Origin of the sequence: Janthinobacterium sp. 61, assembly GCF_002846335.1 — a bacterium.
Taxonomy (GTDB): Bacteria; Pseudomonadota; Gammaproteobacteria; order Burkholderiales; family Burkholderiaceae_D; genus Janthinobacterium.
In genome coordinates this window covers 4,694,875-4,719,697 of the sequence record NZ_PJMQ01000001.1, presented here as the reverse complement: position 1 = coordinate 4,719,697, position 24,823 = coordinate 4,694,875, and the positions used below count along the sequence as shown (strand labels likewise).

Sequence of the window (24,823 nt, the reverse complement as noted above, 5' to 3'; positions counted from 1 at the left end):
ATGGTGATATGAATAGCGACCCTAGAATAACATGCGATCCGGCTGCACGGCCACCCATTGCTCCACAGGACAAAGCCGGCTTGCGCAAGGCCCTGCTGGCGGCCCGCCGCGCCCTGCCCGAGACCACGCGCGCAGGGTGGGACGCTGCCATCGCCCGGCGCCTGCTCGACTGGTGCGCGCAGGAAAATGTTACAGAACTGGGCGTGTACTGGCCCCTGCATGGCGAGCCGGACCTGCATGGCGCGTATGCGCAGCTGGACGCGCGCGGCGTGAAATTATGCCTGCCGGTGGTGCTGGAAAAGCATGCACCGCTGGCATTCAGCAACTGGAGGCCCGGCGAAGCGATGGTGAAAGATGGCATGGGCGTGGCCGTGCCCGCCCAATTACGCCTGCGCCCGGCGCCCACCACCCTGCTGGTGCCCTGCCTGGGTTTTAGTTTGGAACGTTTTCGCCTCGGCTATGGCGGCGGCTATTACGACCGTACCCTGGCGCAAGCGCCCCGTCCGCGCACCCTGGGGATCGCCTATGCCTGCCTGGCGGCACACTTCGCAAGTGGCGAATACGACATCGCCCTCGATCACATAATGACCGAGGGCGATCTGTTCTGATAGCACCTAACATAACCTACTGCGCGTCGCGATTTGCGGCCTCCGATGCTCACTGTGCTATAGCACAGTTCCGCTTCTCAGCCACAACTCGCATCCGCTCGCTACGGTTCTGTTAGGCGCTATAACCCCGAGGAATTACTTGACCAGGCGCTGCCACAGGGCGGTAGTGGGCGCCGCCTGGTTCATGCTATAGAAATGCAAGCCTGGCGCGCCGCCTTCCAGCAAACGCTCGCACAAGCCCGTCACCACGTCCAGGCCAAAAGCCTTGATGGACGCGCTGTCATCGCCAAAGCTGGCCAGTTTCAGACGCACCCAGCGTGGAATTTCCGCACCGCACATGTCCGAAAAGCGCATCAGCTGCGTGTAATTCGTGATCGGCATGATGCCGGCCACGATAGGCACGTTGATCCCCATCTTCTGTGTCTGCTCGACAAACTGGAAATACGCATCGGCATTGTAAAAGTACTGGGTGATGGCCGCATCGGCGCCCGCCTGCACCTTGCGCGCGAACGCGTTCAAGTCGTCCTGCGGCGAACGGGCTTGCGGGTGCACTTCCGGATAGGCGGCCACTTCGATATGGAAATGGTCGCCCGTCTCGGCGCGGATGAATTCCACCAGCTCGTTGGCGTAGCGGAACTCGCCCGAAGCGCCATAGCCGCTGGGCAAGTCGCCCCGCAAAGCCACGATACGGCTCACGCCGGCTGCCTTGAAGTCGGCCAGCACGGCGCGGATCGATTCGCGCGACCCGCCGACGCAAGACAGATGGGGCGCGGCTTGTTCGCCGGCCGCCAGGATCTCGCGCACGGTGTCCAGGGTACCCTGCTGCGTGGTGCCACCGGCGCCAAACGTCACCGAGAAATACTTCGGCTGCAATTCAGATAACTTGATACGCGTGGCGCGCAGCTTTTCCGCCCCTTCCGGGGTTTTTGGCGGGAAAAACTCAATACTGAAATTATGCTTTTCCATCGTCATTACTCAAAAGTAAGGTCGACAAGGCCCAGGAAATGATGCTGTACAGAATGGCACCGCCCACGGCAGACCAGAAACTGGCGACATGGAAACCATCTATCACCTGCGCCACCAGCCAGAACAGGAAGCCGTTGATGATCAGGATGAACAGGCCCAGCGACAAGAATGTCACGGGCAGGGTCAGCAAGATCAGCAATGGGCGGATCAGCGCATTGACCAGCCCCAGCACGGCAGCGGCCAGCAGCGCAGTCCAGCCGCTGCTCATCGTCACCGAGTGCATCAGGTAAGGAACGGCAAACAGGGCTGCCGCATTGATAAACCAAATCAGTAGCAAGCGCATTTCTCTAGCCTGTCAAAAAAGAGGGCAAGCCGGCATAGCCGGCCTTTTCAAAGTACACCGATCAGTATTGTTGCCTCAGGAACCGTAGCGAGTAGGTTCATGAGGCAGCCATCTTAGTAACGGTAGTGCTCTGGTTTGTATGGACCTTCCGTGCGCACGCCGATGTAGTCGGCTTGCTCTTGCGTCAGTTCCGTCAGCTGCGCGTTCAACTTTTTGAGTTGCAAACGGGCGACTTTTTCGTCCAGGTGTTTTGGCAGGGTGTACACGCCGACCGGGTAATTGGCCGTGTTCGCGTACAGCTCGATCTGGGCGATCGTCTGGTTGGCGAACGACGAGCTCATCACGTACGACGGGTGGCCCGTGCCGCAACCGAGGTTGACCAGGCGGCCTTCGGCCAGCAGGATGATGCGGCGGCCCGACGGGAAGATGATGTGGTCGACTTGCGGCTTGATGTTTTCCCACTCGTATTGCTTCAACGAAGCAACGTCGATTTCATTGTCAAAGTGACCAATGTTGCAGACGATGGCCTGGTCTTTCATGCGCGTCAGGTGGTCGTGCGTGAGGATATGGTAGTTGCCCGTGCAGGTAACGAAGATGTCGCCGTGTTCGCAGGCGTAATCCATGGTCACCACGCGGTAGCCTTCCATCGCCGCCTGCAGTGCGCAGATCGGGTCGACTTCCGTCACCCACACTTGCGCCGACAGGGCGCGCATGGCTTGTGCCGAACCTTTACCCACGTCACCGTAACCGGCGATGACGGCCACTTTACCGGCGATCATCACGTCGGTGGCGCGCTTGATGCCGTCGACCAGGGACTCGCGGCAGCCGTACAGGTTGTCGAATTTCGACTTCGTGACGGAATCGTTGACGTTGATCGCAGGGAAAGCCAGCTTGCCTTCCTTGTGCATCTGATACAAACGGTGCACGCCGGTGGTGGTTTCTTCCGTCACGCCCAGGATTTCCGGCAGACGCTTCGAGTACCAGGTCGGGTCGGTCAGCAAGTGTTTCTTGATCGAGTTGAACATGCAGATTTCTTCTTCCGAACCCGGATTCGCCAGCACCGACAGATCGGTTTCCGCGCGCACGCCCAGGTGCAGCAGCAGGGTAGCGTCGCCGCCATCGTCGAGGATCATGTTCGAGTAGACAGCCTTGCCATCCACGCTCGGCCATTCGAAGATGCGGTGCGTGTATTCCCAGTAGTCGTCCAGCGACTCGCCCTTGATGGCGAAGACAGGCGTGCCGGCGGCAGCGATGGCGGCGGCAGCGTGATCTTGCGTCGAGTAAATGTTGCACGATGCCCAACGCACTTGCGCGCCCAGTGCTTCCAGAGTCTGGATCAGCACGGCGGTCTGGATGGTCATGTGGATGGAACCGGTGATGCGCGCACCTTTCAAAGGCTGCGCTGCCGCGAATTCTTCGCGGATGGCCATCAGGCCAGGCATTTCCGTTTCAGCAATCTTGATTTCTTTGTCGCCCCATGCGGCCAGAGTGATATCGGCGATGGTGTAGTCGTGTTGCGATTTGAGTACGGCGTTCATCACGCCCTCCTTTCAGTTGAAAAAGGTACGTGAGCGCAGTTGCAGGATATTCCGAGCCTGGCGAATTTCTTCGTCGCAACGCTCCTCGGACCCCGCATCATAACATTGGCCATGCGCCGGCGGCAACCATTAGTCAAGCGGACCGGCCGCTTGTCAGGTCCGCGGCGCGCGCTGGCACCCTAGGGTTTGCGCGGCCAGTTCTTGCCCTGGCTGAGACAGCTGGCGCGCGCGTCAGCATCCAGGCGCCGCGCCATTTCATCGGCCAGGTCGCGCAGGATGGGCACCATGTCTTTATCGGCCTTGCTGCCGTCGGTCGGGTAATTCGCGGCGCGCATGGCCCATTTGCAGGTGATCACGGGATCGGGCTTGATATTCGAGCGCCAGGCATCGGGATCCGTGGCGAGAAAACCACTGTCCGCATAAATGGTGAGCACATGCAAGGCCTGGCGTACCGACATTTGCTCCATCAACTCGGTGAGCTCGGGCCGGATCTGGACCGGCGTCGCCAGCGAACCATCGGGGAAAACAAATTTGCCGGCCGCCGCCAGGGTCAGCACGGCATGGCCATCGCCCCCTTCTGCCTTGTCCAGCCATTGCCCCACCGTCAGCGTAGCCGGCGCCGCCGCGACAACGGACAGGCTCAATGTAGCCAGCAGAACAACAAGCAGCGAGCGTGGGCGCAACAAGATCATGAAATTCTCTAACTGGTTTATTTGCAATGAATTGTAGTGTATCCCCATGACCGCGCCGTTCGGTACGCGCCGTCCCGTGCGCACCCATAAAAAAAGCGCCCGCGGCCTGCTGGCCGGGGCGCTTTTCTTGCAAGCGGACTAGATTACTTCAGACCGGCAGCGTCGCGCAGCAGGGCGACCTTGTCGGTGCGCTCCCACGTGAATTCCGGCTCTTCGCGGCCGAAGTGGCCGTAAGCGGCGCTCTTCTGGTAGATCGGACGCAGCAAGTCCAGCATTTGCACGATGCCTTTTGGACGCAGGTCGAAGTGCGCCAGCACCAGCTTGGCGATTTCCGCGTCGGGAATCACGCCCGTGCCTTCCGTGTAGACGGTGATGTTGATCGGCTTGGCCACGCCGATGGCGTAGCTGACCTGCACCTGGCATTGACGCGCCAGACCTGCCGCGACGATGTTTTTCGCCACGTAGCGAGCGGCGTAGGCTGCCGAACGGTCGACTTTCGACGGATCCTTGCCCGAGAACGCGCCGCCGCCGTGCGGGGCTGCGCCACCGTAGGTATCGACGATGATCTTGCGCCCGGTCAAGCCGCAATCGCCTTGCGGACCGCCGATGACGAAACGGCCCGTCGGGTTGACGAGGAATTTGGTCTCCGTCAGCCATTCGCGCGGCAGGATGGGCTTGATGATTTCTTCGATGACCGCTTCTTCGATCTGCTTGTGCGAGATTTCCGGCGCATGCTGGGTCGACAGCACGACCGTGTGCACGCCGACGGGACGGCCATCGACGTAGCGCAGGGTCACTTGCGATTTTGCATCCGGACGCAGCCATGGCAGACGGCCATCCTTGCGCAGTTGCGACTGGCGCTCGACCAGGCGGTGCGCGTAATGGATGGCGGCAGGCATCAGCTCGGCCGTTTCATCGCAGGCGTAGCCGAACATCAGGCCCTGATCGCCAGCGCCTTGATCCAGGTCAATCCCCGCACCTTCATCGACGCCTTGCGCGATGTCGGGCGACTGCTTGTCGTAGGCCACCAGCACGGCGCAACCCTTGTAGTCGATGCCGTATTCCGTGTTGTCGTAGCCGATACGTTTGATGGTTTCGCGCGCAACTTGAATATAATCCACATTGGCGTGAGTGGTAATCTCGCCAGCCAGTACCACCAGACCCGTGTTGCACAAGGTTTCGGCAGCCACGCGGGCGGTCGGATCCTGGGTCAGGATGGCGTCAAGGATGGCGTCGGAAATTTGATCGGCAACCTTGTCGGGATGGCCTTCCGAGACGGATTCGGAAGTGAAGAGATAGTCGTTTGACATTGCAAGCTCCTGATTACTATGTGAATGTTCTGTCGCAGTAAAGAGGATTTTGCCTGCGACGCTTTAGCGATATTTATATTCCGCTTCGCAAGTTGTCTATTAACTCAGCGGTTACTGCATACGTGGTATTTTACGCTTCTTAAAAAATTTTGGCACGGCAACACGCCATTCCTGGAAACAGCTTATTCATGTTAGTCCCAATTTTCCGCTTTTTATCCATCTTTCCCCTGCCCGTCCTGCATGGCCTTGGCGCTGTACTCGGCTGGGTGATTTACGCCATATCCCCGTCCTACCGGCGCCGCATGCGCGAGAATATGCAGGGTGCGGGGTTTTCGCAACACTTGCACACGGCCGTGGCCGAAGCGGGCAAGAGCGTGCTGGAACTGCCTTTCATCTGGTGCGCCCCAGCCGAACGCGTGGCGCGCCATGCGACGGTGGAAAACTGGGAACTGGTGGAAAAAGCGCTGCAGCATGGCCGCGGCATCGTCTTCCTGACGCCGCACCTGGGCTGCTTTGAAATCGTCGCCCAGCAAATCGCCCTGCGCACACCGCTCACCGTGATGTACCGCCCGCCCAAGCGCGCCGCGCTGAAGCCGCTGATCGAAGGGGCCCGCGCGCGCGAAAACCTGATGCTGGCGCCGGCCAACATGTCGGGCGTGCGCATCTTTGCCAAATGCCTGAAAAAAGGCCAGCCCATCGGCTTGCTGCCCGATCAGGTGCCGCAAGAGGGCGAAGGCGTGTGGGCCGATTTCTTCGGCCGCCCCGCCTACACCATGACCCTGCCGGCCAAGCTGGCGCAAATGGGCGGCGCCGAAGTCATCATCACCTACGCCGAGCGCCTGCCCGGCGGGCGTGGCTACATCGTGCATTTCGTACCCTTCACCGAGTCGCTAGCCAGCACCTCGGCAGAGCAGGCGCGCACCATCAACGCGGCGATGGAACAGTTGATCGCGCGTAGTCCCGCGCAATACCTGTGGAGCTACAACCGCTACAAGGTGCCGCGCGGCGCGGCGCCGCCCACGCCGGCCAGCCCCGATGCGGCCAAGGAGCAGCCATGAGACTGCTGATCGCTTTCATGTGGCTGCTGCACTGGCTGCCCCTGCCCATCCTGGGCCGCTTCGGCGTGGCCGTCGGCAGCGTGCTGTTCATCGCCATGCCCACGCGGCGCGCCATCGCCCTGACGAATTTGCGCCTGTGCATGCCGGAGTTGACGGAACAGCAGCGCGTGGCGCTGGCGCGCCAGCATTTCCAGGCGTACTCACGCAGCGTGTGGGAACGCAGCATCCTGTGGTGGTCGTCGGAAGAACGCCTGAATCGCCTGATCAAAAAAGTGCCCGCCTTCCCGGGCCAGCAGATCGCGGCCAAGCCCACCATCTTGCTGTGCCCGCACTTCGTCTGCCTCGACGTGGCCGGTGCCGCCACGGCCATGGAAATTTCGGCCTCGTCCATGTATGTGCAGCAAAAGAACGCCGCCTTCGACCAGGCCTTGCGCAACGGCCGTTCGCGCTTCAAGCCGCCCAAGTTGTTTACGCGCCAGGACGGCATCAAGACGATTCTGCGCGCGCTGCGCGACGGCTTGCCGTATTTCATGCTGCCGGACATGGATTTCGGTGAAAAGGATGCGGAATTCGTGCCCTTCTTCGGCGTCCCCGCCGCCACCCTGACGGCTACGGCGCGCCTGGCGCTGGCCGCCAAGGCGCAGGTGATTCCCGTCATCGCCACCTTCTTGCCCAATTACCAGGGCTGGAAAGTGACCTATTACCCGGCCTGGGACGATTATCCGGGCGACGACATCACGGCCGCCACGCGCCGCATGAACGCATTTATCGAAGAACGCGTGCGCGAAGCGCCGGCCGAGTACTTCTGGACGCATAAACGCTTCAAGACGCGTCCCGAAGGCGAAGCGTCGTTCTATAACCAGCACAAGTGATACGGCAAAACATGAAACTCCAATTTACCAAGATGCATGGCGCCGGCAATGACTTCATCGTCATCGATGCCATCAATCAAGATATCGACTTCACGCCGGCCCAGTGGCAACGCCTGGCCGACCGCCGTTTCGGCATCGGCGCCGACCAGATCCTCGTGGTGGAAAAGCCGCGCCTGCCCGGCTGCGACTTCCGCTATCGCATCTATAACAACGATGGCGGCGAAGTCGAACAATGCGGCAACGGCGCGCGCGCCTTCGTCAAGTTCGTCAGCGAAAAAGGCCTGTCAAGCAAGACCAGCATCCGCGTGGAAACCATGGCCGGCATCATTGCGCCGCGCCTGGAGCTCGATGGCAGCATCACGGTCGACATGGGCGCGCCCGTGCTGGAGCCAAAACTGGTGCCGTTCGATGCTGGCGGCCTCGATGGCGTGGCCGAGGGTAACGACACCTTGTGGCCGCTGGACCTGGCGCTGCCGGGCCACAATACCCCCGTGCTGGTATCTGTCGTGTCGATGGGCAACCCGCATGCCGTGCAAGTGGTCGACGATGTCGACGCGCAGGATCTGGAGCAATCTGGCCCGCGCATCGAGCACCATCCGCGCTTTCCCCGCAGGGTCAACGCAGGCTACCTGCAGGTCATCGACCGCCATCACGTGAAACTGCGCGTGTATGAACGGGGCGCGGGCGAAACGCTCGCTTGCGGCACCGGCGCCTGCGCCGCCGCCGTGGCCGGCATCATGCGCGGCCTGCTCGACTCGCCCGTGCGCATCAGCGCGCGCGGTGGCGAACTGTCGATCGCCTGGCAAGGCCCCGGCCAGCCCGTCCTGATGACGGGCCCGGCCGTGACCGTGTTCGAAGGCACGATCGAGCTGTAATCGAGCTGTAAACAGCGAACAATCAGGAGTAAAAGTCAGGCCGCCAGGAACTGCTGTTCCTGCGTGACACCCAGCTCGGCCAGGTAGCACTTCAGGCGGTACAGGCGTTGCCGGTAATTGCCTTCCGGCCCCGTCACGCCGCAATCGACGCGTTCGAACAGGCGTACTACCTGGTCGACCAGCTGGCGCTCCTGCGCCGTGCGGATCAATGCCAGGCGCCGCTTGCCGCGTCCATGCGTGGCGCTGATATCGATCAGCAGGCAATGCCCCTGGTCGGCCGCATGGAGATCGAGCAGCAGCGCCTCGGCACGCGACAGGTGAAAGCGGCGCGCCAGCTCCAGCCGCGCCGCCAGCAAAGGGTGGCTCTGACCCAACTGGCGCAGTTGTCCATCGGCGTGCAGGGCGGCGCACTGGCCCCAGTCGCCGGGCTCGCCGCGTGGCGCGATCTTCGCCAGCGCCGCCTCGGCTTCACTGCTGCCTTGCGCCTGCGCCTGCAGCAGCCAATAGGCGGCACGCACATCGTTGTTGACACCGTCGCGGCGATTGCGCCAGGCATGCATGCCGCACTCGAGCTGGGCCGGGCCATGTCCCAGGTCGGCGGCACGCTCCAGGCAGGAATGGGCTTCGACCACATTGCGCTGGGAAAATTCCGGTTTTGTATAGATGCGCGACAGCACGAACCAGGCTTCGGCCAGTCCCTGCTCGCCAGCCTGCGTCAGCCAGCGCACGGCCCGCTTGAAATTGGCCGCGCCGCTGCGCGTGGCCAGCCGCCGGCCATGCGCATCCATGCGCGCATAGCCGAGTCCCAGCTCCAGCTGTGCCGTGCGGTCGCCGCCATGCGCGGCCAGCTCGCAACATTGCCAACCCTCGACATCGCCGCCTGGCGCCAGTGCCTGGGCACAACGCGACAGCAACAGCACCTGCTGCGTGTCCAGCGCGATCGTGCGCGCCCCGGCTGCGGCCTGGCGCTGTAACAGCTCGCGCGCCTGCGGCAAGCCTTGCGACAGGAAGCCGGCATGGTTGCCCTGGCTCCAGGCCTGCTCCAGCCAGGCGTACAGGGGCGCGTCGCCGTCGAGGGCATGCTCGCCAGCGACGCCGCTATCCGGCATGGAGGCTGCGGACGATCCTTCTTGCATGGATAACAACCATTGCGCATCGGGCAAGCCGGCACGCACGGCGGCGTCCAGCGCCACGCGCGCCTTGGCGCGCAAGGTTTCGCAACTGCTGGCGTTGTTGCCCAGCACCAGTTGTGCCAGCACCAGGCCCGCCTGCACCAGGCCCGCATCGAACGCCTGCGCGTAATACGGAATCAGTGTCCTGGCTGCCGGTTGCGCCACTTCGAACGGTACGTGCGTACCGATCAGCAAGCATGCTTCCTGGCTATTCTCCTGGGCTGCCCGCGCCAGCCAGTGCAAGGCTGTCGGCAAGCTCTGCGGCACACCCTGTCCGAACAGATACACCCGTCCCAACGCCAGCTGGCACGCCACATCGCCGGCACGTGCGCCCTTGATCAATCCTAATGTTTCGCGATTTGCCATCGATTCTCGATATTGAGTCAATGATTCTAATAATAGTGTCGTCTCCGGGCCCATCAGTGCAGGCCGTCCCTTAGTGTAACGTCCTTGTGACATAAATCCGACCAAGCCGGCTTAAGAACTTGATTCAACGCAACAATGTCCTGGCCGGAACACGCCAATATGGCAAGGCGCTGCCACCGTGGCGAGAGGGAGAAGGCTGGCCATCGGCGCAGGATAAGCAGAAACCGCGCGTTACAAAAATACAACAGGGCCATGGATTTATGACGCTTTTCACCAATCTTTTCACGCACATTTGACCAATCCCGCGCGACTTGCGCGCCGACGAATTAAGGTTCATTCATCGGAACGCGGCAATTGGCGCCTTTCAATCTGCTCGGATCTCGGACGGAACTCACTTTTAATAGGGAATAAGACATGAAAAAAACACTCGTTGCCCTCGCACTCTTCGGCGCTTTTGCCGCAACCGCACAAGCACAGTCGTCCGTCCAAATCTACGGCACGATCGATGCAGGCCTGGGTAAAGCATCGAATGGAACCACTAGCGTCACCAAACGCGACAATAACAAGCTGGGTTTCAAGGGCACGGAAGATCTGGGCAATGGCTTGAAAGCTATTTTCCAACTGGAAATTCGCTATGAATCCGACACCGGCACCGTAGAAAACACCTCGGGCATCAATTCGCGTCCGCTGTTCCAGGGTCAAAGCCGCGTCGGCCTGCAAGGCGACTTCGGTACCTTGCGCCTGGGTCGTGGCCTGACCGCCTTCCAGGAAACGAGCACCAGTTTCGAACCATGGTCCGGCATGCCGACGCCAGCGGGTTTCCAGACCGACCTGACCGTGGCCGCCTATAGCAGCGATCCGCTGAGCGCACCAGGCAACTCGAAAAACCGCTTCTCGAATGCCGTGTTCTATAACTCGCCAGTCATGAGCGGTTTCCAGTTCAACGCCACCGTGGCCGCCAAGGAAGCGAACAACAACGCCGCCGTTGCAGCCACCGTGCGCAACCTGACGACGAATGCCACGGGCAATTTCGCCGTAGCAGCCAATGTGGCGCCAGCATCGAACCCGTACTCGGTTTCGGCAACGTACAACTACGCCCAGTTCGCAGCCATGGCTGCCTACGAGCGTAACGGCCTGCAAGCCAAACTGTGGTCGGTCGGTGCATCGTTCAATCCAATCGCGGAATTGAAACTGATGGCGTCGTACCAGCATCAGGATGACGGCAATTTCAAAATCGTCAACACCGACACCAAATCGTGGGTGCTGGGCGCCAACTACGACGTCGGCCCAGGCAAGATCCGCGCTGGCTACGGTCAGAAAACGCCGGATGGCGTCGCCAAGACCAAACAGGCATCGCTGGGCTATGACTACAATCTGTCGAAACGTACCTACCTGTACGCAGATATTTCGAACAAGAAATCGGCCAGCGCCGCCAACTACAACAACACCACCTCGGTCAGCTACATCGGCCTGGGCGTACATCACAACTTCTAATGCCCCGCACGTCACCCTCAATGGGTGATTGCTGAGCAAGGAATGCAAGGCGGCATGGGCAACCATGCCGCCTTTTTCATGTGCGCGCGGAAAATGCATCGGCGCCCTGCCCTTTGCGCCTATGCGGGCGTACTCTCGGTTAGAATGAAGCGTTCATCCTTCACTGACAGACATTCTCAATGACCGCCACACTCGATTCCAGCACCGTCGCCCAGTACCTGAGCGAGCATCCGACTTTCTTCGAAGAGCATACCGCGCTGCTCGGCGAGGTCAAGCTGAGCAGCCCGCTGACGGGACGCACCATCTCGCTGCAGGAGCGGCAAATGGAAGTGATGCGTGACAAATACAAGGCGCTGGAACTGCGCATGTCCAAGCTGAGCCGCCTGGCCGAGGAAAATGGCGACATCGCCAGCAAGTTCCACGGCTGGAACCAGGCCATGCTGCAAGTGCGCAGCGATGCGGCCATGCCGCGCGTGCTGGTCGATGCCTTGCAAAGCAATTTCGACGTGCCCTATGTCAGCCTGCGCCTGTGGCAAGTGCTGCCGGAACACGCCAATGGCTGGTTCACGGAAGATGTCACGGCCGACGTGCGCATGTTCGCCAACAGCTTGCAAGCGCCGTACTGCGGCAGCAACCGCGATTTCGAGGCCGTGCACTGGTTGCAGGCGGATAAAATCGAATCGACCGTCATGATCGCCCTGCGCGCCCCCGGCACCACAGGCACCTTCGGCTTGCTGGTGCTCGGTTCGCCCGACAGCGAACGTTTTACCTCCAGCATGGGCACCGACTTCCTCGTGCATATCGGCGCCACGGCCAGCGCCGCCCTGGCCGCGCTGCGCGCCGGCTCGCCTGCCTGAGTCAGCCATGGGCGAGGCGCGCGGCAAGGCCGAATGGCTGGCCAGCTACCTGGCGCAGCTGGCCACGCAGCGCAAGCTGTCGCCGCACACGCTCGACGCCTACGGGCGCGACCTGCGCGCCTTGCTGGAACTGAGCGGCGATACGCCCTGGACCGCCCTCGCACACAACGAAATACGCCGCTACACGGCCAAGCTGCACAGCGGCGGCCTCGACCCGCGTTCGATCGCCCGCAAGCTGTCGTCGTGGCGGGGCTTTTTCAACTGGCTCAGTGGCGAGACCAAGCTCGACGCCAATCCCGTCGACGGCATCCGCGCCCCCAAGCAGGCCAAAACCTTACCGAAAGCCCTGTCGGTGGACGATGCCGTGCGCCTCGTGGCGCCCGCGCAACACCAGCAGGGTAGCGCCGAGCCGGAGCAATTGTGCAATCGCGCCATGTTCGAACTGCTGTATTCGAGCGGCTTGCGCGTCTCCGAACTGACCAGCCTGGACACCCATTACTGCAAGGCCGAGGGCGGCCAGCACGCCTCGCTGGGCTGGCTAGACATGGCCAGCTTCGAAGTCATCGTCACGGGCAAGGGCAACAAGATGCGCAAGGTACCCGTTGGCAAGGCAGCGCTCGTCGCGCTGGCCAGCTGGCTGGCCGTGCGCCCGCCCGCCAGGGATGGCAGCGCTGCCTTGTTTTTAAGCACGCGCAACACGCGCATCTCGCCGCGCGTATTGCAGCTGCGCCTGAAGGCGCATGCGCTGGCCACCGAAATCCCCGCCAACGTGCACCCGCACGTGCTGCGCCACTCGTTCGCCTCGCATGTGCTGCAATCGTCGGGCGACTTGCGCGCCGTGCAGGAAATGCTGGGCCATTCCAGCATCACCTCGACCCAGGTCTACACGGCCCTCGATTTCCAGCATCTGGCGCACGTGTATGACCAGGCGCACCCGCGCGCCAAGCTCAAGTAGGCAGCCGCGCCAGTAGACCAGCCTGATCCATATCAAGCGGATGGGCGCGCATTTGCAAGCATTTGCAAAATTCCGGCATAATCGTCCGCATTCTTCCGCTTGCGCGGCGGCACCATCGATTACAGCATAGGCATCCTTCATGGCACTGATTCCAACCACCATCCTTACCGGTTTCCTGGGCGCCGGCAAAACCACCTTGCTCAACCGCATACTGCAGGAAGACCATGGCATGCGCATCGCCGTGATCGAAAACGAGTTTGGCCAGGAAAACATCGACAATGAAATCCTGGTGCAGGATAGCAACGAGCACATCATCGAGATGAATAACGGCTGCATCTGCTGCACCGTACGCGGCGACCTGATCGTGGGCCTGACGGAACTGGCGCGCAAGCGCGACGCCGGCCTGCTGGCATTTGACCGCGTCGTCATCGAAACGACGGGCCTGGCCAATCCCGGCCCCGTGGCGCAAACCTTTTTTGTCGATGAAGAAGTGGGCAGCCACTACATGCTCGATGCCATTATCACGGTGGTCGATGCCCGCCATGCGATGAAACAACTCGATGAATATGAGGAAGCCCAGCGGCAAGTGGGCTTCGCCGACAAGCTGCTGCTGTCGAAAACTGACCTCGTCAGTGAAGAGGACGTGGCCACCCTGACACGCCGCCTGAAGCGCATCAATCCCCGCGCCCCCATCGCCAAGGTCGATTTCGGCCGCGCGCCGCTGGCCGAAGTGCTCGACATCCGCGGTTTCAACCTGAATGAAAAGCTGGAACTGGACCCGGATTTCCTGGCCACCGAAACGGCGCACGTCCACGATCATGACCACGCGCACGAGCACGAGCACGCCCATGAGCATACTGGCGAGAAAGCACATCATCACGAGCACAGCGACGCCTGCGCCACCGATTGCGGCCACGCAGACCACCACCATGCGCAGCATAGCGACGATATCGCCGCCTTTGTTTTCAAGAGCACGCAACCGTTCGACAGCGCCAAGCTCGATGAGTTCCTCGGCGGCCTGGTGCAAGTGTATGGCCCGCGCATGTTGCGCTACAAGGGCGTGCTGCTGATGCAGGGTGCCGAACGCAAGGTGGTATTCCAGGGCGTGCACCAGTTGATGGGCAGCGACCTGGGCGCCAAATGGGGCGAGAATGAGGTGCGTGGCAGCAAAATGGTGTTTATTGGCAAGAATCTACCAAAAGACATTTTTATTCGCGGACTCGAACAATGTTTGGTATAAACTAGCCGGGTTTTGCAAAGTATTCTTTGCAAAGCAGAAACAAAAGGGAAAGTTAAGCATGCTTTCCCGCTGTCCGACACCCATCTTGCTGGTATAAACCAACAAGTAGCCGTCTCTGATCGGCTAGGCAACAAATCGGGATGGCAATATAAGGCAAAGCATGCCAAAATCAGCGACGAAAACGGCCCATGTCGTTCGCCTGTCATGAAATGCTGGCAAACTGCCACTGGCCACATGCCAGGCATGCAAGCGATCCACCCAACACGCCCATTGTCGCGCGCATAGCGCGACTGGCATAGAGCGGTAAAAAGTTATCAACATGGCAAATGTAGCCGGCCGGTAGTCCTGGCCGCCGCCGGCAAGCCAAGGTCGCAAGCAGTACATCCGGACAGCAATGCCCAGCGGAACCTGTACAGTTGCTCGGCATCGCCGCATCAACTGATCAATTTGAAAACTCTGTCGTATCGAAGGTAAGCGAAGTTATGACCAAAACTAATAAATCGACCCCGGCCGCCAACCAAGACATCCCTCTCATCAGCGAAGACCAAATTCGCGCCATGAGCGAAGATGACTACATGAATCCGGCACAACTGGCATTCTTCAAGGCGCGCCTGCAGCAGCTCGAAAAAGACTTGCTGAAAAACGCCGGCGAAACCACGGAACACTTGCGTGAAACCGTGCTCGTACCGGACCCTGCCGACCGCGCCACCATCGAGGAAGAGCATGCGCTGGAACTGCGCACGCGCGACCGCGAACGCAAATTGCTGAAGAAAGTACAGCAATCGATCGCCAGCATCGACGCCGGCGACTATGGCTGGTGCGAAGAAACGGGCGAGCCTATCGGCATCCCGCGCCTGATCGCCCGTCCGACCGCCACCTTGTCGCTGGAAGCACAGCAACGGCGCGAACTGAAGCAAAAGCTGTACGGCGACTGATCCCCCTCACCTGGCGCGGCCGCCCCGGCGGCCCCGCGATGGCGAAAAAAAGCACACAACCTGCGTTGCGTGCTTTTTTTTCGTCCCGCGCCGACTACACTAAAGCAGACAGGGCTGCGGCAAGTGCCGCTTGCAATTGCCTTTTCCATCCCCACTTTTGAGCCATGGGCGCGCACCGCATGACGCTGCACGCATCGGCACGAATCTTTTGAGGTCACTATGGAACAATTTCACGGCACCACCATCCTCTGCGTCCGGCGCGGCAAGCAAGTCGCGCTGGGCGGCGACGGCCAGGTAACGCTGGGCAACATCGTCATGAAGGGCACGGCCCGCAAAGTGCGTAAGTTGTATCAGGGCAAGGTCCTGGTCGGCTTTGCCGGCGGCACCGCCGATGCCTTCACCCTGCTCGACCGTTTTGAAGGCAAGCTGGAAAAGCACCAGGGCAATTTGCTGCGCGCCTCCGTCGAACTGGCCAAGGACTGGCGCACCGACCGCGTGCTGCGCCGCCTGGAAGCGATGCTGCTGGTGGCCGACAGCGAGTCGACCCTGGTCATCACGGGCAATGGCGACGTGCTGGAACCGGAAGACGGCATCGGCGCCATCGGCTCGGGCGGCACCTTCGCCCAGTCCGCCGCCAAGGCGCTGCAGGAAAACACGGACTTGTCGCCGGCCGAAGTGGTCAAGAAATCGCTGACCATCGCCGCCGAGCTGTGCATTTACACGAATATGTCGCACATCATCGAGACGCTGGACTAAACGTCCCCGAGCAAAGAATACAGAAAGCCAACTATGATCATGAACATGACCCCGTCGGAAATCGTTACCGAACTCGACAAGCACGTGGTGGGCCAGGCCAAGGCCAAGCGCGCCGTCGCCATCGCCCTGCGCAACCGCTGGCGCCGCCAGCAGGTGGCCGAGCCCCTGCGCCATGAAATCACGCCCAAGAATATCCTCATGATCGGCCCCACTGGCGTCGGCAAGACGGAGATCGCGCGCCGCCTGGCCAAGCTGGCCGAGGCGCCGTTCATCAAGATCGAAGCGACCAAGTTTACGGAAGTGGGCTATGTGGGCCGCGATGTCGACACCATCATCCGCGACCTGATCGACATCGGCATCAAGCAGACGCGCGCGCTGGAAATGAAGAAAGTGCGCGCACGCGCCGAAGATGCGGCAGAAGACCGCGTGATCGACATCCTGGTGCCGCCGGCGCGCGACTTCGGTTTCACGCCGAATACGCCTGCGGCCGTGGACAGCGGCAACGGCGACAGCACGCGCCAGACCTTCCGCAAGCGATTGCGCCAGGGCGAGCTCGATGACAAGGAAATCGAGATCGAGCTGGCCGAGGCGGGTCCGCAGATGGAAATCATGGCGCCGCCGGGCATGGAAGAAATGACGGAGCAGATCAAGTCCATGTTCTCGGGCGTGGGCGGGCAGCGCAAGAAGGCGCGCAAGGTCAAGATCCGCGAAGCATTGAAACTGCTGGTCGAGGAAGAAGCGGCCAAGCTGGTCAACGAAGATGAGCTGAAACAGAAGGCCATCCAGAACGTCGAGCAGAACGGCATCGTCTTCCTGGATGAAATCGACAAGATCGCCTCGCGCTCGGAATCGGGCGGCGCTGACGTCTCGCGCGCTGGCGTACAGCGCGACCTGCTGCCGCTGGTCGAGGGCACGACCGTCAACACCAAATACGGCATGATACGCACGGACCACATCCTGTTCATCGCCTCGGGCGCGTTCCACCTGTCGAAACCGTCGGACCTGATTCCCGAACTGCAGGGGCGCTTCCCCATCCGCGTGGAGCTGGAATCGCTGTCGATTTCGGACTTCGAACGCATTTTGACCAGCACCGACGCCTGCCTGACGATGCAGTACGAAGCCTTGCTGGCGACGGAAAACCTGACGCTGCAATTCGCGCCGGAAGGCATCACGCGCCTGGCGGAGATCGCTTATTCGGTCAACGAGCGCACGGAAAACATCGGCGCGCGCCGTCTGCACACGGTGATGGAAAAACTGCTGGAAGAAGTGTCGTTTACGGCCAGCGAAGGCAGCAGCACGACGGAAAACGTGCTGGTGATCGATGCCGCGTATGTGAATGAACGCCTGGAGGCGCTGTCGGTCAACGAGGACCTGTCGCGCTACGTGCTGTAATCAAGGAGGGAAACCGATGGCAAACAAGGCCTTGGCGACGCGGCAGAAAATGCAGTTCCGCGTCGAACCCTCGCAAAAACCACGCAACCCCGTCGCCACAGCCGCCCTGCAGCGCGCCGCCGGCGCGCACGTGAAAACCATGTCTGGCCAGCGCCAGCAGGAAAAACGCCTGCTGGCGAAATTGCTGCTGAAGGTAGAAACGGATAAATAGGCCGCCCGCGGACACCCCCGTTTCTGGGGGCGTCCGCCATCAGGCCACCATTGCCGGCAACCTACCGTCAGAAACGGTAGGACGCGCCCAGCGAAAACATGTCAACCTTGGTCGTTTGCTTGCTGTTGTACTTGACGGGCACGCGGTCCCAATCGAGGTGCAGCGACCAGTTCTTGTTCAGCGCATACGCCGCGCCAACGCCATAGATCAAGCCGATCTTGTCCTTCTTGTCCGAACCGCCGCCCAGATAATCGACCTTGCCCTGCGTATAGGCAGCACCGGCGCGTCCGCTCAGGCTGAAGGCGTCGAACTGGTAGGCGAGCACGCCTTGCATGCCGAGGCCGGTGAACTTGCCGCGGCCGGCAACCTTGCCTGCGCCCGTGTCGAAGCCGGATTTGACTTCACCACCCAGATACCCCACCAGCTCAACCGAAGGCAGGGCCACGCCGCCCTGAAACGGCAGCGCGTCGAAACTGTAACCCAGGTAGGCCTTGCCATTGCGCTTGCTGCTTTTGTCGCAGTCGCCTTGTCCAGGCACGCAATCGAGGCCGCTACTGGCGCGAAAGCCATAGCTGGCGCCCGCATAGAAAGGACCTGGTGCAGGCTCGGCTGCGGCGGCATGCAGGGGAGCGATGGCGGCCAACGCCAGCAGCGCTGCGGGGAAACGGAAAGATGGAAACATGGATAACCTCTACAAGTGGATGGATTGCCTGGTTGTAGCGCGCTGCGCGAGCCACAAGCGGGAGTGTCATCTCTTTTGCCGAAAAGTACTATCACCTTGTGCAAAGTTCCATTAACGGCTACATTCGGTACCGTCATCCGCTACCAAACTTGTAAAAAAGGATATCTCGTGAGTTCACCTGAACTGGTTTTGCGCGTGCTGCGCACCCAACTGCGCGCCGCCGGCATCACGTATAAAGTGCTGGCCGAGCGCATCGCCATGAGCGAATCGAGCGTCAAGCGCATGTTTGGCCAGCACGATATGTCGCTGTCGCGCCTGGCCCTGATCTGCAAGGCCTCCGGCATCGCCATGGAAGACGTACTGCGCGGCGCGGCCGACATCACGCCGCATGCCGACACGCTCACCCTGGTGCAGGAAAAGTCGCTGGTGGCGCATCCGCGCCTGCTGCTGGTGGCGATCTGCTGCCTGGGCCACTGGAGCCTGGAGCAGGTGGTGGAAACGTATGCGCTGACGCAGGCCGAGTGCATCGGCTGCCTGGCCGAACTGGACCGGCTGGGCCTGATCGAACTCAAACCGCTGAACCGCTACAGCCTGCGCGTCTCGAACGCCTTCCACTGGCTGGCCGACGGCCCGGTGCAGCAGTACTTCCGCGAACATGTGGTGGCCGATTATTTCAGCGGGCATTTCGACGGCGCCGGCGAAACCCTGATGTGCATCCCGGCGCGCCTGTCGCTGTCGAGTGCGCAAGAGCTGGTGCAGAAAATCCGCCAGCTGGCCGAGGAACTGGCACGGCTGCACCAGAACGACCGGCGCCTGGCGCCCGCCGAGCGCGACGGTTTCACCCTGCTGCTGGGTTTCCGTTCATGGGAATTTGCCGCCTTCACGGCTTTGCGCCGCAGCTCGGCCGCCGCGCCGGGCGCCGTTTACCAGACCGGTCCCAGGAACAGATAGAAGGTGCTCTCGCCGCCCTTGGACGCGCCCGAGGCGACGTACACGGGGCCGAAGCGCGTATCGACGGAGATGAAGGCGCTGCTCGCCTGCGTGAACTTGCTGGCCTTCCAGCGCGCGTTCTGGTCGAAACCGCCGCCCATTTCCAGCGAAAAGCCGGCCCGCACGGCGCCGCCCAGAGTGCTGGGAAGGGAACCGATGCGGCGCGCCATCACGAAGCGCGCCAGGGCGATGCTGCGCCCGCTCACCGATTGAAATTCCGTGCCGGACAGGCGCAGGAAACCACCGAGGTTGAGCGGTGCCTCGCCACGCTGCGAGCGCGCCCATTCGCCATACACATGGCCAGCCCAGTTGCCGCGGCTAAAAGCCTTCAACCCCGTGATGGACGATTGACCCACGGCCGCTTCGCCCGACCCCGTGGTCGTATCGCGCGTCCAGGTGGCGTCAAACAGCACGCCGCGCGTGGGGAAGCCGGGCGAATCGAGCGTATCGGCGCGGAACTGCACAAACTGTGTGCTGCCCAGCGCGCGCAACTCAGGCAGCGCGGGGTCGGCCGGAATCGCCAGCTTGCCCTTGACTTCCCTGCGCGTGACGCCAAACTGCAAATCGCCCCAGTTGCCGAACTGGCGTCCCAGTACCAGCGCCGCCGTCTGGCCGTTATAGGCCAGGCGCGCGCTGCGCCGGCCCTGGTCGAACAAATCCATCGCCGACGAGGTGTATTGCAACTGCGGTGCGATGTACCACGGGTTGCCAGCACCCAGCGGCTGCCAGAACTGCACGCCATAGCCGCGCGCATTGCCGATCTGCGCCATGCTGCGCAACTCGCCGCCCCAGCTGTTCAGGTTCGAACGCACATGCAGCAGCTTCAGGGCAAAGCTATTGCTGTCCCTGAAATCGCTGGACAGCTCCAGGCCCAAGCGCAGGCGATTGCTGGCCCATGGCGCTTCGACCGCCTTGATGGTCACCGCGCGCTGCTCACCGGCATCGACCACTTCCGTCTCCACGCGCGCCACGTCGCCCCGGCCATACAGCTTGCCGGCCGCCTTGAGCACGTCTTCCTGGCTGACCGCCTGCCCTTCCTCCAGCCCCGATTGGGCTTGCAGGATGCGCGGGTTGATATCGCCCTCGCTCTCCACCACCAGGCGGGTCAGCGGCAAGGCCACGTCCAGCAGGGCCGGCGCGGCCAGGCGCAGCTGCTCGCGCGCCGCATACTGCTCCGGCGGCAGGGCCAGGGGCGCCAGGCGCGCGGCCAGCGCTTGCGCCGCCTGCTCGCCGGCGCGCATGGCGCGCGCATAATTTTCAAAGTCGAGGAAACTGACGCCCGTCAGGTCCGGCGCCACCAGGATATCCTGCGGGCGTAGCTCCTTGAGCGAGCGCTGCACGTTCTGCTCCGTGAGAATCTGCAGCATTTGCTGCGCCACGCCGATGGCGCTGCCCAGGTCTTTTTCCGGCGCCAGCGGCGTGCCCACGTTAACGGCGATGACGATGTCGGCGCCCATGGCGCGCGCCATGTCGACGGGCAGGTTGCGCACCAGGCCCCCGTCCACCACCAGCCGGTTGTTGACGCGCACGGGCGAAAACACGCCCGGCACCGCCAGCGAGGCGCGCATCGACAGGAACAGCGGCGTGTCGACCAGCTCCACCAGCTCGCCATTGACCAGGTCCGACGCCACCGAGCGGAAAGGCAGCGGCAGCTGGCTGGCGGGACGGTCGCGCATGCCGGCCGGCAGCAGCCGGTTCAAGGCCATCTCCAGCGCCGCATTGCTGGCCGCGGCCGGCGGCGTGGAAATGCCATTGCGGCTCACGCCAAATTCGATGCGCGACGGCAGCAATAAATCTTCCTCGCGGCGGCGGAAAGCCAGCTCGTCGCGCGGCGGCCGGTCGGCCACCACGCGCGCCCAGTTGGTCTCGCGCGCCATCTTCTCCAGGTCCGCCACGGACGCGCCCGCCGCATAGGCGCCGCCCACCACCCCACCCATGCTGGTGCCGACCACCATGTCGATCGGCACATGCAACTCCTGCAGCACTTTCAATACGCCGATATGCGCGAGACCGCGCGCACCGCCACCCGACAGCACAAGGGCGATGCGCGGACGCGCCGCTACGGGTGCAGGAACGGCCAGCGCAGAAGCGGAAACAGGGGGAGGGGCAATGACGGCGGGAACATCAGCGGCGGCGCCAGCTTGTGGCAAGGCGCACAGCGCCGCCACGCAGCCTGCTGCCAGGACGGCACGGATGGAAAACATGAGGACTCCTGTCGCGATGGCGACACGGCGCCATCAGCATGATGGTAATGGGGTAGTTCCGAAAATCAGCTCAATTCGACGGCGGCGTGCTGGTGGTGGTCACCTGCGGCGGCGCCGGCATTATGGTTGCCGGACGCTGCTGCTCCATCGGCAGCGGCGGCGGCACCAAATTCGTTGTCGGCGCAGGCGCCGGCGCCGGGGTGGCGGACACTTGCGCCGGCAAAGCCAGCGCCTTGTCGTCGGCCACCAGGTCGATACGCTTGCTGACGCCGCCATCGCGCAGCAGCACATGGCGCGCATGCACTTCCAGCACCGTCACGCCTGGCACCACCTCGGCGCCTTCCGGCAGTGCCACAGAAGGCTTGCCATCGGTCGAGATGATGGCCACGCTGCCACGGCCATTGCCGGCGGCGACCACGCCCTTGAGCTGGTAGTTGCTGGCCGTGGCCACGCTGACCTGGCCGCCGAACAGCGAAGCGCCCGCCTCCACGCTGGCATCCTGCACCACCGGCACGGGGGGTGGATTGATGGGGCGTTGCGGTGCCTTGAACAGCTGCATGGCCCAGTAGGCCAGCGACACGGACAGCGCCACGACGGCGAGCAAACTTACAAGTTGTGGCAAACGCTTCATGGTTTCCTTGATATTTCTCTTAACGCACCAGCTGATTAATCTCGATAATCGGCATCAGCACGGCCAGCACGATCAGCAGCACCACCACGCCCATGGCCAGGATCAGCGCCGGCTCCAGCAAGCCGGCGATGGTCAGGGTGCGGCGTTCCAGGTCCTGCTCCTGCGCACTGGCGGCGCGTTCCAGCATGGCCGGCAGCTCGCCCGTGATTTCGCCCGCGCGTATCATGTGGATCAGCATGGGCGGAAAATGCTTTTGCGCCGACAGCGCGCGCGCCAGGCTGACGCCCTCGCGCACGGCGCCGCTGGCCTCGGCCACCAGTTCCTGCATCGCCACATTGGTCAAGGTATCGCGGCTGGTGTCGAGCGCGCGCAGGATCGGCACGCCGGACCCCGTGGTGATGGCCAGCGTGCTGGCGAAGCGCGCCGTGTTCAGGCTGCGCTCGAACTTGCCGTACAGGGGCGCCGTCAGCAGCCAGGTATGCCAGCGCCGTTTCAATGCAGGCTGCTGCAGCGCGCGGCGCCAGGCCACCCAGGCGCCGACGAGGGCAATCGCCACGATGATGCCGTAATGGCGCACGAAGTCCGACAGCGCCAGCATGATCACCGTCAGCATGGGCAGCTTCTGCTTGGTATTGGCGAACACGGAAACGATCTGCGGCACCACGTAGGTGAGCAGGAAAATCACGATGGAAAACGCCACCACCGTGACGATGGCCGGATAGGTAAACGCCAGCTTGACCTTCTGCACCAGCGCATTGCGCCGCTCGATATAGTCGGCCAGGCGCGACAGCACGCGCGACAAATGGCCGATCTGCTCGCCCGACGCCACCAGCGCACGATAAATTTCCGCAAAATCGCGTGGATGGCGCGCCAGCACGTCGGAAAACGCGGCGCCGCCTATCACTTCCGAACGGATGGAAGCGATCAGGTCGCGCAGATACGGCCGCTCGGCCTGTTCCAGCAGGGCGGAAAAGGCTTGCTCCAGCGGCAGGCCCGCTTCCAGCAGGCTGGCCAGCTGGCGCGTAAACAGGGCCAGCTCGGTGCTGGACAGGCGCTCGCCGAAGCCGCGCCGCTTGGTGACGCCGGCGGCGTCCACCTGCGCGGCAATCGGCTCGACGGTCAGCGGTACCAGGCCTTGCACGCGCAACTCGGCGCGCGCGGAACGGGGGCTATCGGCATTGAGCACGCCCTTGCGGGTAGCGCCCTGGGCGTCGACGGCTTCATAACGGAATGCGGGCATGGTGGCGGGCCTAGTCTTTGGTCACGCGCAGCAATTCAGCCTGCGTGGTGGTGCCGTCGCGCAGCCAGCGTTCGCCGTCGTCGCGCATGCTCGTCATGCCGTCCTGCAGGGCGACGGCGCGCACGTCCGCTTCCGAGGCGCGGTTGTGGATCTGCGCGCGGATCTGCTCCGTCGTGCGCAGCAGCTCGTACACGCCCACGCGGCCCTGGTAGCCCGTCTGGCCGCACTGCTCGCAACCGACCGCCTGCCAGTACTGGCCATCGAAGGTTTTGCAGGAGCCGCACAACTTGCGCACCAGGCGCTGCGCCAGCACCCCAAGCAAGGATGACGACAGCAGGAACGGTTCGATACCCATGTCCAGCAATCGCGTGACGGCCGCCGACGCATCGTTCGTGTGCAAGGTCGCCAGCACCAGGTGACCCGTCAGCGATGCCTGCACGGCGATCTGCGCCGTTTCCAGGTCGCGGATCTCGCCGATCATGATCACATCGGGATCTTGCCGCAGAATCGCCCGCAGCGCCTTGGCAAAAGTCATGTCGATGCGCGGGTTGACCTGCGTTTGCCCCACTCCCGCCAGGTCGTACTCGATCGGGTCTTCCACCGTCAGGATGTTCGTGGTGGTGGCGTTGAGCATCGACAGCGCCGCGTACAAAGTCGTCGTCTTGCCCGAACCGGTGGGACCGGTGACGAGCACGATGCCGTGCGGCTGCGTGATCAGACCATCGAACTGTTTCAACATGGGGGCGCTCATGCCCAGGTGCTGCAAGTCGAGGCGGCCCGCTTCCTTGTCCAGCAAACGCAATACGGCCCGTTCGCCATGCCCCGTCGGCAGGGTCGAGACGCGCACGTCGACGGGTTTTCCGCCCACGCGCAGGGTGATACGGCCGTCCTGCGGCAAGCGCTTTTCGGCAATGTCGAGCTGCGCCATGATCTTGATGCGCGAGATCAGCGAACCGTGGATGGCCTTGCGGGGGCGCACCACATCGCGCAGGCTGCCGTCGATGCGAAAGCGCACGACGGACGTCTGCTCGAAGGGCTCGATGTGAATATCGGAAGCACCTTCGCGCAGCGCCTGCGTCAGCAGCGCGTTGATCATGCGGATGACGGGCGCGTCGTCGGACGATTCGAGCAAGTCCTCGATGGCCGGCACGTCCTGCAGCAGCTTGGTCAAGTCCAGGTCGGCGTCGAATTCATCGGCCATCTGCGACGCGTCGCCGCCGCCGCCCGCGTAGGCGCTGGCGATGGCCGCATCGAGTTCGCCGCGCGGCAGCACCGTCAATTGAATCTGGCCGAAACGGCGCGACACTTCGGCAATGGCCGCAGGCGCCGTCGATGCCGCCACCAGCACGTCGACCGGGGCGCCATCGACCGCGCCGGGCCGGGCCAGCAGGCCGAAATCGCGCGCGTAGGCGTAGGGAAGCAGATTGCTCATGGCT

24 protein-coding genes and 1 riboswitch are annotated in these 24,823 nt (G+C 62.6%); of the genes, 13 read left to right on the top strand and 11 right to left on the bottom strand.

From position 1 onward, the window contains the following. Positions 1-8 precede the first annotated feature (8 nt). Positions 9-608 (top strand): 5-formyltetrahydrofolate cyclo-ligase, encoded by a 600-nt coding sequence (locus CLU92_RS21430; protein WP_180338558.1) that lies wholly within the window; start codon positions 9-11, stop codon positions 606-608. 135 nt (positions 609-743) lie between these two features. Here the strand turns inward: CLU92_RS21430 and metF are convergent, their stop codons facing one another. From metF to metK, 5 genes are all read right to left on the bottom strand, one after another. Beyond that, entirely contained in the window at positions 744-1,574 is an 831-nt protein-coding gene (gene metF, locus CLU92_RS21425) for a methylenetetrahydrofolate reductase [NAD(P)H] (protein WP_101483533.1), read from the bottom strand. Further along, positions 1,561-1,917 (bottom strand): phage holin family protein, encoded by a 357-nt coding sequence (locus CLU92_RS21420; RefSeq protein WP_034783534.1) that lies wholly within the window; start codon positions 1,915-1,917, stop codon positions 1,561-1,563. The genes metF and CLU92_RS21420 overlap by 14 nt, the downstream gene beginning before the upstream one ends. A 113-nt stretch (positions 1,918-2,030) precedes the next feature. Continuing rightward, complete coding sequence (gene ahcY / locus CLU92_RS21415) at positions 2,031-3,455, bottom strand: adenosylhomocysteinase (RefSeq protein ID WP_101483532.1); 1,425 nt, start codon at positions 3,453-3,455, stop codon at positions 2,031-2,033. A gap of 24 nt (positions 3,456-3,479) precedes the next feature. Beyond that, a riboswitch (S-adenosyl-L-homocysteine riboswitch) is annotated at positions 3,480-3,548 on the bottom strand. Between the two features lie 86 nt (positions 3,549-3,634). After that, the gene (locus tag CLU92_RS21410; protein ID WP_101483531.1) at positions 3,635-4,147 is read right to left on the bottom strand and encodes a hypothetical protein; all 513 of its coding nucleotides are present in this window, start codon (positions 4,145-4,147) and stop codon (positions 3,635-3,637) included. Positions 4,148-4,290: 143 nt separating this feature from the next. Next, the gene (gene metK / locus CLU92_RS21405) at positions 4,291-5,457 is read right to left on the bottom strand and encodes a methionine adenosyltransferase (RefSeq protein WP_101483530.1); all 1,167 of its coding nucleotides are present in this window, start codon (positions 5,455-5,457) and stop codon (positions 4,291-4,293) included. Between the two features lie 188 nt (positions 5,458-5,645). On the opposite strand from metK, the gene CLU92_RS21400 reads away from it, so the two are divergent. From CLU92_RS21400 to dapF, 3 genes are read left to right on the top strand one after another with little or no spacing between them, the layout of a single operon-like run. Then, positions 5,646-6,515: a lysophospholipid acyltransferase family protein gene (locus tag CLU92_RS21400; RefSeq protein WP_101483529.1), complete on the top strand. Its 870-nt coding sequence runs from the start codon at positions 5,646-5,648 to the stop codon at positions 6,513-6,515. Continuing rightward, on the top strand, positions 6,512-7,387 hold the full coding sequence (locus CLU92_RS21395; protein WP_101483528.1) for a lipid A biosynthesis acyltransferase: 876 nt from the start codon (positions 6,512-6,514) through the stop codon (positions 7,385-7,387). The genes CLU92_RS21400 and CLU92_RS21395 overlap by 4 nt, the downstream gene beginning before the upstream one ends. 11 nt (positions 7,388-7,398) lie before the next feature. Further along, positions 7,399-8,262 (top strand): diaminopimelate epimerase, encoded by an 864-nt coding sequence (gene dapF, locus CLU92_RS21390; RefSeq protein ID WP_101483527.1) that lies wholly within the window; start codon positions 7,399-7,401, stop codon positions 8,260-8,262. 35 nt (positions 8,263-8,297) lie between these two features. Here the strand turns inward: dapF and CLU92_RS21385 are convergent, their stop codons facing one another. After that, the gene (locus CLU92_RS21385) at positions 8,298-9,800 is read right to left on the bottom strand and encodes an SEL1-like repeat protein (protein WP_101483526.1); all 1,503 of its coding nucleotides are present in this window, start codon (positions 9,798-9,800) and stop codon (positions 8,298-8,300) included. Positions 9,801-10,214: 414 nt separating this feature from the next. Between CLU92_RS21385 and CLU92_RS21380 the strand changes: the two genes are divergently transcribed. The 8 genes from CLU92_RS21380 (at position 10,215) to CLU92_RS21345 (ending at position 17,640) form a co-directional block, all read left to right on the top strand. Continuing rightward, positions 10,215-11,294, top strand: a complete 1,080-nt coding sequence (locus tag CLU92_RS21380) for a porin (RefSeq protein ID WP_101483525.1) — start codon at positions 10,215-10,217, stop codon at positions 11,292-11,294. A 179-nt stretch (positions 11,295-11,473) separates the two neighbouring features. After that, complete coding sequence (locus tag CLU92_RS21375; RefSeq protein WP_101483524.1) at positions 11,474-12,151, top strand: DUF484 family protein; 678 nt, start codon at positions 11,474-11,476, stop codon at positions 12,149-12,151. 7 nt (positions 12,152-12,158) lie between these two features. Then, a complete protein-coding gene (locus CLU92_RS21370) occupies positions 12,159-13,106 on the top strand; it encodes a tyrosine recombinase XerC (protein ID WP_101483523.1) in 948 nt (315 codons plus the stop codon). 139 nt (positions 13,107-13,245) lie between these two features. After that, positions 13,246-14,346 (top strand): GTP-binding protein, encoded by a 1,101-nt coding sequence (locus CLU92_RS21365; protein WP_101483522.1) that lies wholly within the window; start codon positions 13,246-13,248, stop codon positions 14,344-14,346. A gap of 482 nt (positions 14,347-14,828) precedes the next feature. Next, complete coding sequence (gene dksA / locus CLU92_RS21360; RefSeq protein ID WP_034753066.1) at positions 14,829-15,281, top strand: RNA polymerase-binding protein DksA; 453 nt, start codon at positions 14,829-14,831, stop codon at positions 15,279-15,281. Positions 15,282-15,500: 219 nt separating this feature from the next. Next, positions 15,501-16,037 (top strand): ATP-dependent protease subunit HslV, encoded by a 537-nt coding sequence (hslV, locus tag CLU92_RS21355; protein ID WP_096233303.1) that lies wholly within the window; start codon positions 15,501-15,503, stop codon positions 16,035-16,037. 39 nt (positions 16,038-16,076) lie between these two features. After that, the gene (gene hslU / locus CLU92_RS21350) at positions 16,077-17,429 is read left to right on the top strand and encodes an ATP-dependent protease ATPase subunit HslU (protein ID WP_101484813.1); all 1,353 of its coding nucleotides are present in this window, start codon (positions 16,077-16,079) and stop codon (positions 17,427-17,429) included. A 16-nt stretch (positions 17,430-17,445) separates the two neighbouring features. After that, the gene (locus CLU92_RS21345) at positions 17,446-17,640 is read left to right on the top strand and encodes a hypothetical protein (RefSeq protein WP_101483521.1); all 195 of its coding nucleotides are present in this window, start codon (positions 17,446-17,448) and stop codon (positions 17,638-17,640) included. Between the two features lie 67 nt (positions 17,641-17,707). On the opposite strand, the gene CLU92_RS21340 is transcribed toward CLU92_RS21345, so the two are convergent. Then, complete coding sequence (locus tag CLU92_RS21340) at positions 17,708-18,322, bottom strand: outer membrane protein (protein WP_101483520.1); 615 nt, start codon at positions 18,320-18,322, stop codon at positions 17,708-17,710. 168 nt (positions 18,323-18,490) lie between these two features. Here CLU92_RS21340 and CLU92_RS21335 point away from each other — a divergent pair, with 168 nt between their 5' ends. Further along, entirely contained in the window at positions 18,491-19,273 is a 783-nt protein-coding gene (locus CLU92_RS21335) for a helix-turn-helix transcriptional regulator (RefSeq protein ID WP_243857882.1), read from the top strand. Here CLU92_RS21335 and CLU92_RS21330 read toward each other — a convergent pair. The 4 genes from CLU92_RS21330 to gspE all read right to left on the bottom strand — a co-directional run bounded on the left by CLU92_RS21330 (position 19,246) and on the right by gspE (position 24,819). Further along, positions 19,246-21,516, bottom strand: coding sequence for a patatin-like phospholipase family protein (locus CLU92_RS21330; protein ID WP_101483519.1), 2,271 nt, complete (start codon positions 21,514-21,516; stop codon positions 19,246-19,248). The two genes, CLU92_RS21335 and CLU92_RS21330, sit on opposite strands and share 28 nt — an antisense overlap. Positions 21,517-21,586: 70 nt before the next feature. Beyond that, the gene (locus CLU92_RS21325; RefSeq protein WP_101483518.1) at positions 21,587-22,147 is read right to left on the bottom strand and encodes a type II secretion system protein N; all 561 of its coding nucleotides are present in this window, start codon (positions 22,145-22,147) and stop codon (positions 21,587-21,589) included. A 19-nt stretch (positions 22,148-22,166) separates the two neighbouring features. Further along, complete coding sequence (gspF, locus tag CLU92_RS21320; RefSeq protein WP_101483517.1) at positions 22,167-23,387, bottom strand: type II secretion system inner membrane protein GspF; 1,221 nt, start codon at positions 23,385-23,387, stop codon at positions 22,167-22,169. Between the two features lie 10 nt (positions 23,388-23,397). Further along, a complete protein-coding gene (gene gspE / locus CLU92_RS21315) occupies positions 23,398-24,819 on the bottom strand; it encodes a type II secretion system ATPase GspE (RefSeq protein WP_101483516.1) in 1,422 nt (473 codons plus the stop codon). Positions 24,820-24,823 lie beyond the last annotated feature (4 nt).

What these genes read in the sequence shown, in the direction of transcription:
- CLU92_RS21430 (WP_180338558.1), top strand. Translation starts at nt 9, where the DNA reads ATGAATAGCGACCCTAGAATAACATGCGATCCGGCTGCACGGCCACCC.
- metF (WP_101483533.1), bottom strand. Translation starts at nt 1,574, where the DNA reads ATGGAAAAGCATAATTTCAGTATTGAGTTTTTCCCGCCAAAAACCCCG.
- CLU92_RS21420 (WP_034783534.1), bottom strand. Translation starts at nt 1,917, where the DNA reads ATGCGCTTGCTACTGATTTGGTTTATCAATGCGGCAGCCCTGTTTGCC.
- ahcY (WP_101483532.1), bottom strand. Translation starts at nt 3,455, where the DNA reads ATGAACGCCGTACTCAAATCGCAACACGACTACACCATCGCCGATATC.
- CLU92_RS21410 (WP_101483531.1), bottom strand. Translation starts at nt 4,147, where the DNA reads ATGATCTTGTTGCGCCCACGCTCGCTGCTTGTTGTTCTGCTGGCTACA.
- metK (WP_101483530.1), bottom strand. Translation starts at nt 5,457, where the DNA reads ATGTCAAACGACTATCTCTTCACTTCCGAATCCGTCTCGGAAGGCCAT.
- CLU92_RS21400 (WP_101483529.1), top strand. Translation starts at nt 5,646, where the DNA reads ATGTTAGTCCCAATTTTCCGCTTTTTATCCATCTTTCCCCTGCCCGTC.
- CLU92_RS21395 (WP_101483528.1), top strand. Translation starts at nt 6,512, where the DNA reads ATGAGACTGCTGATCGCTTTCATGTGGCTGCTGCACTGGCTGCCCCTG.
- dapF (WP_101483527.1), top strand. Translation starts at nt 7,399, where the DNA reads ATGAAACTCCAATTTACCAAGATGCATGGCGCCGGCAATGACTTCATC.
- CLU92_RS21385 (WP_101483526.1), bottom strand. Translation starts at nt 9,800, where the DNA reads ATGGCAAATCGCGAAACATTAGGATTGATCAAGGGCGCACGTGCCGGC.
- CLU92_RS21380 (WP_101483525.1), top strand. Translation starts at nt 10,215, where the DNA reads ATGAAAAAAACACTCGTTGCCCTCGCACTCTTCGGCGCTTTTGCCGCA.
- CLU92_RS21375 (WP_101483524.1), top strand. Translation starts at nt 11,474, where the DNA reads ATGACCGCCACACTCGATTCCAGCACCGTCGCCCAGTACCTGAGCGAG.
- CLU92_RS21370 (WP_101483523.1), top strand. Translation starts at nt 12,159, where the DNA reads ATGGGCGAGGCGCGCGGCAAGGCCGAATGGCTGGCCAGCTACCTGGCG.
- CLU92_RS21365 (WP_101483522.1), top strand. Translation starts at nt 13,246, where the DNA reads ATGGCACTGATTCCAACCACCATCCTTACCGGTTTCCTGGGCGCCGGC.
- dksA (WP_034753066.1), top strand. Translation starts at nt 14,829, where the DNA reads ATGACCAAAACTAATAAATCGACCCCGGCCGCCAACCAAGACATCCCT.
- hslV (WP_096233303.1), top strand. Translation starts at nt 15,501, where the DNA reads ATGGAACAATTTCACGGCACCACCATCCTCTGCGTCCGGCGCGGCAAG.
- hslU (WP_101484813.1), top strand. Translation starts at nt 16,077, where the DNA reads ATGAACATGACCCCGTCGGAAATCGTTACCGAACTCGACAAGCACGTG.
- CLU92_RS21345 (WP_101483521.1), top strand. Translation starts at nt 17,446, where the DNA reads ATGGCAAACAAGGCCTTGGCGACGCGGCAGAAAATGCAGTTCCGCGTC.
- CLU92_RS21340 (WP_101483520.1), bottom strand. Translation starts at nt 18,322, where the DNA reads ATGTTTCCATCTTTCCGTTTCCCCGCAGCGCTGCTGGCGTTGGCCGCC.
- CLU92_RS21330 (WP_101483519.1), bottom strand. Translation starts at nt 21,516, where the DNA reads ATGTTTTCCATCCGTGCCGTCCTGGCAGCAGGCTGCGTGGCGGCGCTG.
- CLU92_RS21325 (WP_101483518.1), bottom strand. Translation starts at nt 22,147, where the DNA reads ATGAAGCGTTTGCCACAACTTGTAAGTTTGCTCGCCGTCGTGGCGCTG.
- gspF (WP_101483517.1), bottom strand. Translation starts at nt 23,387, where the DNA reads ATGCCCGCATTCCGTTATGAAGCCGTCGACGCCCAGGGCGCTACCCGC.
- gspE (WP_101483516.1), bottom strand. Translation starts at nt 24,819, where the DNA reads ATGAGCAATCTGCTTCCCTACGCCTACGCGCGCGATTTCGGCCTGCTG.